Annotated in this window: 8 protein-coding genes, 1 tRNA gene and 1 pseudogene; all 10 read left to right on the forward strand. The window is 60.9% G+C overall.

Going from position 1 to position 10,688, the window contains the following annotated elements; translation table 11 throughout:
• Positions 1–99 (forward strand): annotated as a pseudogene (locus KH616_RS14670) (elongation factor Tu); the annotation flags it as partial.
• Positions 100–158: 59 nt separating this feature from the next.
• Positions 159–234: transfer RNA gene (locus KH616_RS14675), tRNA-Trp, on the forward strand.
• A 39-nt stretch (positions 235–273) separates the two neighbouring features.
• The gene (gene secE / locus KH616_RS14680) at positions 274–654 is read left to right on the forward strand and encodes a preprotein translocase subunit SecE (RefSeq protein WP_292246030.1); all 381 of its coding nucleotides are present in this window, start codon (positions 274–276) and stop codon (positions 652–654) included.
• Position 655: 1 nt separating this feature from the next.
• Positions 656–1,213 carry a transcription termination/antitermination protein NusG gene (gene nusG, locus KH616_RS14685; protein ID WP_060016995.1) on the forward strand — a complete coding sequence of 186 codons (558 nt, stop codon included), beginning with the start codon at positions 656–658 and terminating at the stop codon, positions 1,211–1,213.
• Between the two features lie 141 nt (positions 1,214–1,354).
• On the forward strand, positions 1,355–1,786 hold the full coding sequence (gene rplK / locus KH616_RS14690) for a 50S ribosomal protein L11 (RefSeq protein ID WP_006400671.1): 432 nt from the start codon (positions 1,355–1,357) through the stop codon (positions 1,784–1,786).
• Positions 1,787–2,485 (forward strand): 50S ribosomal protein L1, encoded by a 699-nt coding sequence (gene rplA / locus KH616_RS14695; protein WP_006482906.1) that lies wholly within the window; start codon positions 1,787–1,789, stop codon positions 2,483–2,485. It abuts the gene before it with no gap.
• Positions 2,486–2,777: 292 nt separating this feature from the next.
• On the forward strand, positions 2,778–3,275 hold the full coding sequence (rplJ, locus tag KH616_RS14700) for a 50S ribosomal protein L10 (RefSeq protein WP_059448627.1): 498 nt from the start codon (positions 2,778–2,780) through the stop codon (positions 3,273–3,275).
• Positions 3,276–3,338: 63 nt separating this feature from the next.
• Positions 3,339–3,713 carry a 50S ribosomal protein L7/L12 gene (gene rplL / locus KH616_RS14705; RefSeq protein WP_292246242.1) on the forward strand — a complete coding sequence of 125 codons (375 nt, stop codon included), beginning with the start codon at positions 3,339–3,341 and terminating at the stop codon, positions 3,711–3,713.
• Between the two features lie 367 nt (positions 3,714–4,080).
• The gene (gene rpoB / locus KH616_RS14710) at positions 4,081–8,187 is read left to right on the forward strand and encodes a DNA-directed RNA polymerase subunit beta (protein ID WP_292246245.1); all 4,107 of its coding nucleotides are present in this window, start codon (positions 4,081–4,083) and stop codon (positions 8,185–8,187) included.
• Between the two features lie 21 nt (positions 8,188–8,208).
• The coding region (gene rpoC / locus KH616_RS14715; RefSeq protein WP_292246248.1) for a DNA-directed RNA polymerase subunit beta' at positions 8,209–10,688 on the forward strand (2,480 nt) is incomplete at its 3' end.

Genomic DNA, 10,688 nt, shown 5'->3' on the forward strand with positions numbered 1-10,688 from the left:
CTGATTGCGCCGATCGCGATGGAAGAAGGTCTGCGTTTCGCAATCCGTGAAGGCGGCCGCACCGTCGGTGCTGGCGTCGTCGCCAAGATCATCGAGTAAGCCAGTTATTCGTTGATCGACAGTTTCGGGGCTGGTGAAAGCCAGCCCCAACATGGTCTAGGGGTATAGCTCAACTGGCAGAGCGTCGGTCTCCAAAACCGAAGGTTGGGGGTTCGATTCCCTCTGCCCCTGCCAAAAAAGCCACGTTCTACGTGGCATTTGTTTTAAGGTGTTATGGCGAATCCATCGGTCGAAACTGTAAATACCTCCGGCGATAAGCTGATGCTGGCCCTGGGCGTATTGCTGGTCTTGGTCGGATTCGTCGGCTTCTTCTGGCTTGGCGGCCAGCAGTGGTACATCCGCGGTGCCGCATTGGCTGCCGGTTTGATCGCTGGCGTTATCGTCGGGCTGATGTCGGCTCCTGGCAAAAGTCTCATCGCCTTTGCCAAGGATTCGTACAAGGAAGTTCGCAAGGTCGTATGGCCCACCCGCAAGGAAGCGACGCAAACCACGCTCGTCGTGTTTGGTTTTGTGCTCGTGATGGCGATTTTCCTCTGGTTGAGCGATAAATCCATCGAATGGGTGATTTTCTCGGTGATTCTGGGTTGGAAATGATATGAACGATACTCCGGCATCCCCGAGCGGAAAACGTTGGTACGTCGTGCACGCCTACTCCGGCATGGAGAAGAGCGTGCAACGGGCGCTTCAAGAGCGCATTGAGCGTGCTGGCATGCAGGATAAATTCGGTCAGATCCTGGTTCCGACCGAAGAAGTGGTTGAAGTCAAGGGCGGCCACAAGGCCGTGACCGAGCGTCGTTTCTTCCCCGGCTATGTGCTGGTCGAGATGGAAATGACTGACGAAACGTGGCACCTCGTGAAAAACACCGCGAAGGTGACCGGCTTCGTGGGCGGTGCGCGCAATCGCCCGACGCCGATTTCCCCCAAGGAAGTCGAGAAGATCATGTCGCAGATGCAGGAAGGCGTCGAAAAGCCGCGTCCCAAGACCCTCTTCGAGGTCGGCGAGATGGTGCGGGTCAAGGAAGGCCCGTTCACGGACTTCAACGGCACCGTCGAAGAAGTGAACTACGAAAAATCGCGAGTGCGTGTATCGGTCACGATCTTCGGGCGCGCTACCCCGGTCGAACTCGAATTCGGCCAGGTCGAAAAAGTTTGATCCCGATTCGATGGGCAGCCTCGGCTGCCCGTCTTCGCGCTTACGGCCCGCGTCATGGCCGTTGAGGAGCGCCAGTAGCCGAGCGGCGAACGCGCGTTATCACTCATCGAACGCCGCTTGGCGTTCCAACGAGGTTTTCAAATGGCAAAGAAGATTGTCGGCTTTATCAAGCTGCAGATTCCTGCAGGTAAAGCCAACCCGTCGCCGCCGGTCGGTCCGGCACTGGGCCAGCGCGGCCTGAACATCATGGAGTTCTGCAAGGCGTTCAACGCGCAGACTCAAGGTATGGAGCCGGGTCTGCCGGTGCCGGTCGTCATCACGGCATACGCTGACAAGAGCTTTACCTTCGTGATGAAGACGCCGCCGGCAACCGTCCTGATCAAGAAGGCGGCGAAGGTGGACAAGGGCTCGAGCAAGCCGCACACCGACAAGGTCGGCTCGATCACGCGTGCTCAAGCTGAAGAAATCGCGAAGACCAAGATGCCGGATCTTACGGCAGCTGATCTGGACGCAGCCGTTCGCACCATCGCTGGTAGCGCACGCTCGATGGGCATCACTGTGGAGGGCGTGTAAATGGCTAAGATCTCCAAGCGCCGTCAGGCATTTGCCGCCAAGGTCGACCGTCAGAAGCTGTACGCGATCGAAGACGCACTGAGCCTCGTGAAGGAATGCGCGAGCGCGAAGTTCGACGAGTCGATCGACGTTGCTGTCCAGCTCGGCATCGATGCAAAGAAGTCGGACCAGGTCGTTCGTGGTTCGGTCGTGCTGCCGGCTGGTACCGGCAAGTCGGTTCGCGTTGCTGTGTTCGCGCAGGGCGAGAAGGCTGAGCAAGCACGTGCAGCCGGCGCGGAAATCGTCGGTATGGAAGACCTGGCTGAGCAGATCAAGGCTGGCCAGATGGACTTCGACATCGTGATCGCTTCGCCGGACACGATGCGTATCGTCGGTACGCTCGGCCAGATCCTCGGCCCGCGCGGCCTGATGCCGAACCCGAAGGTCGGTACGGTCACGCCGGATGTCGCAACCGCCGTCAAGAACGCGAAGGCTGGTCAGGTTCAGTTCCGTGTCGACAAGGCCGGTATCATCCACGCAACGATCGGCCGTGCATCGTTCGAGCCGACCGCACTGCGCTCGAACCTGTCGGCGCTGATCGAAGCGCTGCAGAAGGCCAAGCCGGCAACGAGCAAGGGCGTGTACCTGCGCAAGATCGCACTGTCGAGCACGATGGGCGTCGGCGTGCGTGTCGACCAGGCTACGCTGGCCGCGCAGTAAGCAAGAAATTCCGGCCGCTTCTCGAAGCGGCCAAAAAGGGCTTTGGGCGGTTGTCCGCGCGGTAAGGCGGGCAACCGGTTATCAAAGACCGTTGGTGGGCGTGTCGCAGTCAGGCAAGCCCTTAATTCAAGCCAACGCAGATGGCGAACCCGAAAAAGTTTTGCAGTGGTGAAGCCGCAGGTCGTGAAGCAATTCCCGGCATGAGGTGGAAATACTCCTAACGAGTCGGACGCCGTTGTTGAACGAGGTACGCGAGGCTTCATGCCGAACGTATCGTTTCTGGAGGCTAACCGTGCCGCTTAATAGAGAAGACAAGCAAGCCGTCGTCGCTGAGGTTGCCGCGCAAGTCGCGAAGGCCCAGACCGTTGTGCTGGCTGAGTATCGTGGAATTGCGGTTGGCGATCTGACCAAGCTGCGCGCGAAAGCGCGTGAGCAACAGGTTTACCTGCGCGTGTTGAAGAACACGCTGGCGCGCCGCGCCGTCGAAGGTACGCCGTTTGCTCCGCTGGCAGAGCAGATGACCGGCCCCCTGATCTACGGCATCTCGGAAGATGCAATTGCTGCTGCGAAGGTCGTCAACGACTTCAGCAAGAGCAATGACAAGTTGGTCATCAAGGCGGGTTCGTTCGATGGCAAGGTGATGGACAAGGCTGGCGTGCAAGCGCTGGCAAGCATCCCGAGCCGTGAAGAACTGCTCTCGAAGCTGCTGTTCGTTATGCAAGCGCCTGTTTCCGGCTTTGCGCGTGCTCTGGCCGCGCTGGCTGAGAAGAAGCAAGCCGAAGCTGCGTAATCGAACGCATATCAGCGTCACTGATCGCTGGCTGTATCCGAATTCAATTTAGGAGTATTTCAAATGGCAATCGCAAAAGAAGACATCCTGGCAGCAGTCGAAGGGATGACCGTTCTGGAACTGAACGAACTGGTCAAGGCATTCGAAGAAAAGTTTGGCGTGTCGGCAGCTGCTGTTGCAGTCGCTGGCCCGGCAGGCGGCGGCGCTGCTGCTGCTGCTGAAGAAAAGACCGACTTCACGGTCGTTCTGGCTGAAGCAGGCGGCAACAAGGTTGCAGTCATCAAGGCAGTTCGCGAACTGACGGGCCTGGGCCTGAAGGAAGCGAAGGACCTGGTTGACGGCGCACCGAAGCCTGTCAAGGAAGGCGTCGACAAGGCTGCTGCTGAAGAAGCCAAGAAGAAGCTGGAAGAAGCCGGCGCGAAGGTCGAACTCAAGTAAGTTTCGACGCGCTGTGCGAAGGCTGGCGGTATTTCCACCGCCGGCCTTTTTGTGCTTTGTGGGGACGTCGTTTTGGCACTCTTTAACGTGCCGAAGAAAACGGCCCCAGAAGCCAAAGAAAACCGCCGAATCATCGTGATGGGCGATTCTCTTTGTCTTCTGAAGCGACTGCAGAAGGCAAGTTTGGTCGGGCAGCGGGCAACACAGGCATCCGCTGCCGTCAGCCAGCGGTTGGTAGCGGCCAACCACCAAGCTTCTCGGCTCGTTCAAGCCGTCGGACGGCCATCGGGTCTCAGTCGGTGAACACTCGGGTATGACACGTCCAGGTATTCCGCCTCGACGGCGCCCGCCGTGATTCGGAGATCGTATGCAATATTCCTTCACCGAGAAGAAGCGCATTCGCAAGAGTTTTGCGAAGCGCCCCATCGTTCACCAAGTTCCATTCCTGCTGGCCACCCAGCTTGAATCATTCAGCACGTTTCTGCAAGCCGATGTTCCGCCGGCGCAACGCAAGCCTGAGGGTTTGCAGGCCGCTTTCACATCGGTATTTCCCATTGTTTCGCACAACGGCTTTGCGCGTCTCGAGTTCGTGAGCTACGCGCTGTCGCCGCCGGCATTCAACATCAAGGAATGCCAGCAGCGTGGCCTGACGTACTGTTCCGCGCTGCGCGCGAAAGTGCGTCTGGTGATCCTCGACAAGGAATCGCCGAACAAGCCGGTCGTCAAGGAGGTGAAGGAGCAGGAAGTGTACATGGGCGAACTGCCGCTCATGACGCCGACGGGCTCGTTCGTCATCAACGGCACCGAGCGTGTGATCGTCTCGCAGCTGCACCGTTCGCCGGGCGTGTTCTTCGAACACGACAAGGGCAAGACGCACAGCTCGGGCAAGCTGCTGTTCTCCGCACGGATCATCCCTTACCGCGGCTCGTGGCTCGACTTCGAATTCGATCCGAAGGACATCCTGTACTTCCGCGTCGACCGCCGCCGCAAGATGCCGGTCACGATCCTGCTGAAGGCAATTGGTCTCACGCCGGAACAGATCCTCGCGAACTTCTTCGTGTTCGACAACTTCACGCTGATGCCGGAAGGCGCGCAGCTCGAGTTCGTGCCGGAGCGTCTGCGTGGTGAAGTCGCGCGTTTCGACATCGCGGATCGCGATGGCAAGGTCATCGTCCAGAAGGACAAGCGGATCAACGCGAAGCACATCCGCGACCTCGAAGCAGCGAAGACCAAGTTCATCTCGGTGCCGGAAGACTATCTGCTCGGCCGCGTGCTGGCGAAGAACGTCGTCGACGGCGAGACCGGCGAAGTGATCGCGAACGCGAACGACGAGATCACCGAAAGCGTGCTCGAGAAGCTGCGCGAAGCGGGCATCAAGGAAATCCAGACGCTCTACACGAACGATCTGGATCAGGGTCCGTACATCTCGTCGACGCTGCGTGTCGACGAAACCGCCGACAAGACCGCGGCACGCATCGCGATCTACCGCATGATGCGTCCGGGCGAGCCGCCGACCGAAGAAGCGGTCGAGGCGCTGTTCAACCGCCTGTTCTACAGCGAAGAAGCGTACGACCTGTCGAAGGTCGGCCGCATGAAGTTCAACCGCCGCGTCGGCCGTGACGAGATCACCGGCCCGATGACGCTGCAGGACGACGACATCCTCGCGACGATCAAGATCCTCGTCGAGCTGCGCAACGGCAAGGGCGAAGTGGACGACATCGACCACCTCGGCAACCGTCGCGTGCGTTGCGTCGGCGAACTGGCGGAAAACCAGTTCCGTGCCGGCCTCGTGCGCGTCGAGCGCGCGGTCAAGGAACGCCTCGGCCAGGCCGAGAGCGAAAACCTGATGCCGCACGACCTGATCAACTCGAAGCCGATTTCGTCGGCGATCCGCGAGTTCTTCGGTTCGTCGCAGCTGTCGCAGTTCATGGACCAGACCAACCCGCTGTCGGAAATCACGCACAAGCGTCGTGTGTCCGCACTGGGCCCGGGCGGTCTGACGCGCGAGCGCGCAGGCTTCGAAGTCCGCGACGTGCACCCGACCCACTACGGCCGCGTGTGCCCGATCGAAACGCCGGAAGGTCCGAACATCGGCCTGATCAACTCGCTCGCACTGTACGCGCACCTGAACGAATACGGCTTCCTCGAAACGCCGTACCGCAAGGTGGTCGACGGCAAGGTCACGGACCAGATCGACTATCTGTCGGCGATCGAAGAAGGCCGCTACATGATCGCGCAGGCGAACGCGGCGATCGACGAGAACGGCCAGCTGGTCGACGAACTGGTGTCGTCGCGTGAAGCCGGCGAAACGATGATGGTGACGCCGGATCGCATCCAGTACATGGACGTGGCGCCGTCGCAGATCGTGTCGGTTGCAGCTTCGCTGATTCCGTTCCTCGAGCACGACGACGCGAACCGTGCACTGATGGGCTCGAACATGCAGCGTCAGGCCGTGCCGTGTCTGCGTCCGGAGAAGCCGGTCGTCGGTACGGGCATCGAGCGCACCTGCGCGGTCGACTCGGGCACGACGGTTCAGGCGTTCCGTGGCGGCGTGGTCGACTACGTCGACGCAGGCCGTATCGTGATTCGCGTGAACGACGACGAAGCGGTCGCAGGTGAAGTCGGTGTCGACATCTACAACCTGATCAAGTACACGCGTTCGAACCAGAACACGAACATCAACCAGCGTCCGATCGTGAAGATGGGCGACAAGGTTTCGCGCGGCGACGTGCTGGCCGACGGCGCATCGACGGACCTGGGCGAGCTCGCGCTCGGCCAGAACATGCTGATCGCGTTCATGCCGTGGAACGGCTACAACTTCGAGGACTCGATCCTGATCTCGGAGAAGGTCGTGGCCGACGATCGCTACACGTCGATCCACATCGAAGAGCTGAACGTCGTTGCTCGCGACACGAAGCTCGGGCCGGAAGAAATCACGCGCGACATCTCGAACCTGGCGGAAGTCCAGCTCGGCCGTCTCGACGAATCGGGCATCGTGTACATCGGTGCGGAAGTCGAAGCGGGCGACGTGCTGGTCGGCAAGGTGACGCCGAAGGGCGAAACCCAGCTGACGCCGGAAGAGAAGCTGCTGCGCGCGATTTTCGGCGAGAAGGCGTCGGACGTGAAGGACACGTCGCTGCGCGTGCCGTCGGGCATGAGCGGCACGGTGATCGACGTCCAGGTCTTCACGCGTGAAGGCATCCAGCGCGACAAGCGCGCGCAACAGATCATCGACGATGAACTGAAGCGCTACCGTCTGGACCTGAACGACCAGCTGCGCATCGTGGAAGGCGACGCATTCCAGCGTCTCGCGCGCATGCTCGTGGGCAAGGTCGCGAACGGCGGCCCGAAGAAGCTCGCGAAGGGCACGAAGATCGACCAGGCTTACCTGGAAGACCTCGACCACTACCACTGGTTCGACATCCGCCTCGCGGACGACGAAGCGGCAGCGCAGCTCGAAGCGATCAAGAACTCGATCGAAGAGAAGCGTCACCAGTTCGACCTCGCGTTCGAAGAGAAGCGCAAGAAGCTCACGCAAGGCGACGAACTGCCGCCGGGCGTGCTGAAGATGGTCAAGGTGTACCTCGCGGTGAAGCGCCGTCTGCAGCCTGGCGACAAGATGGCAGGCCGTCACGGTAACAAGGGTGTCGTGTCGAAGATCGTTCCGGTCGAAGACATGCCGTACATGGCCGACGGCCGTCCGGCAGACGTCGTGCTGAACCCGCTCGGCGTTCCGTCGCGGATGAACGTGGGTCAGGTTCTGGAAGTGCACCTCGGCTGGGCCGCGAAGGGTCTGGGCTGGCGTATCGGCGAAATGCTGCAGCGCCAGGCGAAGATCGAGGAACTGCGTGTCTTCCTGACGAAGATCTACAACGAGTCGGGTCGCGCGGAAGATCTGGAGAGCTTCACCGACGAGGAAATCCTCGAGCTCGCGAAGAACCTGCGCGAAGGCGTGCCGTTCGCGACGCCGGTGTTCGACGGTGCGACCGAGGAAGAAATGTCGAAGATGCTCGATCTGGCATTCCCGGACGACATCGCCGAACAGCTCGACATGAACCCGTCGAAGAACCAGGTCCGCCTGTACGACGGCCGCACGGGCGAGCAGTTCGAGCGCCGCGTGACGCTGGGCTACATGCACTACCTGAAGCTGCACCACCTGGTCGACGACAAGATGCACGCGCGTTCGACGGGCCCGTACTCGCTCGTGACGCAGCAGCCGCTGGGCGGTAAGGCGCAGTTCGGTGGCCAGCGTTTCGGTGAGATGGAAGTGTGGGCGCTCGAAGCGTACGGCGCATCCTACGTGCTGCAGGAAATGCTGACGGTGAAGTCGGACGACGTGAACGGCCGGACCAAGGTGTATGAAAACCTGGTCAAGGGCGACCACGTGATCGACGCCGGCATGCCTGAGTCGTTCAACGTGTTGGTGAAGGAAATCCGGTCGCTCGGCATCGACATCGACCTGGACCGGGACTAATCGGACTACTGGAGAGAAGCGATGAAAGCTTTGCTCGATCTATTCAAGCAAGTCCAACAAGAAGAAGTTTTTGACGCGATCAAGATCGGTCTGGCCTCGCCGGACAAGATCCGCTCGTGGTCGTTCGGTGAGGTGAAGAAGCCGGAGACCATCAACTACCGGACGTTCAAGCCGGAACGCGATGGTCTCTTCTGCGCGAAGATCTTCGGCCCGATCAAGGACTACGAGTGCCTGTGCGGCAAGTACAAGCGCCTGAAGCACCGTGGCGTGATCTGCGAGAAGTGCGGCGTCGAAGTGACGCTCGCGAAGGTGCGTCGCGAACGCATGGGCCACATCGAGCTGGCCTCGCCGGTCGCGCACATCTGGTTCCTGAAGTCGCTGCCGTCGCGTCTGGGCATGGTGCTCGACATGACGCTGCGCGACATCGAGCGCGTGCTGTACTTCGAAGCGTACGTGGTGATCGATCCGGGCATGACGCCGCTGAAGGCGCGTCAGATCATGACCGAAGAGGATTACTACAACAAGGTCGAGGAATACGGCGACGAATTCCGTGCCGAAATGGGCGCGGAAGGCGTGCGTGAACTGCTGCGCGCGATCAACATCGACGAGCAGGTCGAGACGCTGCGCACCGAACTGAAGAACACCGGTTCGGAAGCGAAGATCAAGAAGTACGCGAAGCGTCTGAAGGTCCTCGAGGCATTCCAGCGCTCGGGCATCAAGCCCGAGTGGATGATCCTCGAAGTGCTGCCGGTGCTGCCGCCGGAGCTGCGTCCGCTCGTGCCGCTGGATGGCGGCCGTTTCGCGACGTCGGATCTGAACGACCTGTACCGCCGCGTGATCAACCGTAACAACCGGTTGAAGCGTCTGCTCGAGCTGAAGGCGCCGGAAATCATCGTCCGCAACGAAAAGCGGATGCTGCAGGAAGCCGTCGACTCGCTGCTCGACAACGGCCGCCGCGGCAAGGCGATGACGGGCGCGAACAAGCGTCCGCTGAAGTCGCTCGCGGACATGATCAAGGGTAAGGGCGGTCGTTTCCGTCAGAACCTGCTGGGTAAGCGCGTCGACTACTCGGGCCGTTCGGTCATCGTGGTCGGCCCGACGCTGAAGCTGCACCAGTGCGGTCTGCCGAAGCTGATGGCGCTCGAGCTGTTCAAGCCGTTCATCTTCAACAAGCTGGAAGTGATGGGCGTCGCGACGACCATCAAGGCGGCGAAGAAGGAAGTCGAGAACCAGACGCCGGTCGTGTGGGACATCCTCGAAGAGGTGATCCGCGAGCACCCGGTGATGCTGAACCGTGCGCCGACGCTGCACCGTCTCGGTATCCAGGCGTTCGAGCCGGTGCTGATCGAAGGCAAGGCAATCCAGCTGCACCCGCTCGTCTGCGCGGCGTTCAACGCCGACTTCGACGGTGACCAGATGGCCGTTCACGTGCCGCTGTCGCTCGAAGCGCAGATGGAAGCGCGCACGCTGATGCTCGCGTCGAACAACGTGCTGTTCCCGGCGAACGGCGATCCGTCGATCGTGCCGTCGCAGGATATCGTGCTGGGTCTGTACTACGCGACCCGCGAAGCGGTCAACGGCAAGGGCGAAGGCCTGACGTTCACGGGCGTGTCGGAAGTGCTGCGCGCCTACGAGAACAAGGAAGTCGAGCTGGCTTCGCGCGTCAACGTGCGGATTACCGAAATGGTCCGCAACGAGGACACGTCGGAAGGTGCGCCGGAGTTCGTGCCGAAGATCTCGCTGTACGCGACGACCGTCGGCCGTGCGATTCTGTCGGAAATCCTGCCGCCGGGCCTGCCGTTCTCGGTGCTGAACAAGCCGCTGAAGAAGAAGGAAATCTCGCGCCTGATCAACACGGCGTTCCGCAAGTGCGGCCTGCGCGCGACGGTGGTCTTCGCCGACCAGCTGATGCAGTCGGGTTTCCGCCTCGCGACGCGTGCCGGCATTTCGATCTGCGTGGACGACATGCTCGTGCCGCCGCAGAAGGAAACGATCGTCGGCGACGCAGCGAAGAAGGTGAAGGAGTACGACCGCCAGTACATGTCGGGTCTCGTCACCGCGCAGGAACGCTACAACAACGTGGTCGACATCTGGTCGGCGACGTCGGAAGCGGTCGGCAAGGCGATGATGGAGCAGCTGTCGACGGAGCCGGTGATCGACCGCGACGGCAACGAAACGCGCCAGGAATCGTTCAACTCGATCTACATGATGGCCGACTCGGGCGCCCGGGGTTCGGCGGTGCAGATTCGTCAGCTGGCCGGTATGCGTGGCCTGATGGCGAAGCCGGACGGCTCGATTATCGAGACGCCGATTACCGCGAACTTCCGCGAAGGCCTGAACGTGTTGCAGTACTTCATCTCGACCCACGGTGCACGTAAGGGTCTGGCCGACACGGCACTGAAGACTGCAAACTCGGGTTACCTGACGCGTCGTCTCGTCGACGTGACGCAGGATCTGGTCGTTGTCGAAGACGATTGCGGCACCTCGAACGGCGTGGCGAT

Source organism: Burkholderia sp. (assembly GCF_018375725.1).
Classification (GTDB): Bacteria; Pseudomonadota; Gammaproteobacteria; order Burkholderiales; family Burkholderiaceae; genus Burkholderia.

Bases quoted from the DNA above. Each gene is read 5' to 3' on its own strand.
- secE (WP_292246030.1), top strand. From the start codon at position 274: ATGGCGAATCCATCGGTCGAAACTGTAAATACCTCCGGCGATAAGCTG.
- nusG (WP_060016995.1), top strand. From the start codon at position 656: ATGAACGATACTCCGGCATCCCCGAGCGGAAAACGTTGGTACGTCGTG.
- rplK (WP_006400671.1), top strand. From the start codon at position 1,355: ATGGCAAAGAAGATTGTCGGCTTTATCAAGCTGCAGATTCCTGCAGGT.
- rplA (WP_006482906.1), top strand. From the start codon at position 1,787: ATGGCTAAGATCTCCAAGCGCCGTCAGGCATTTGCCGCCAAGGTCGAC.
- rplL (WP_292246242.1), top strand. From the start codon at position 3,339: ATGGCAATCGCAAAAGAAGACATCCTGGCAGCAGTCGAAGGGATGACC.
- rpoB (WP_292246245.1), top strand. From the start codon at position 4,081: ATGCAATATTCCTTCACCGAGAAGAAGCGCATTCGCAAGAGTTTTGCG.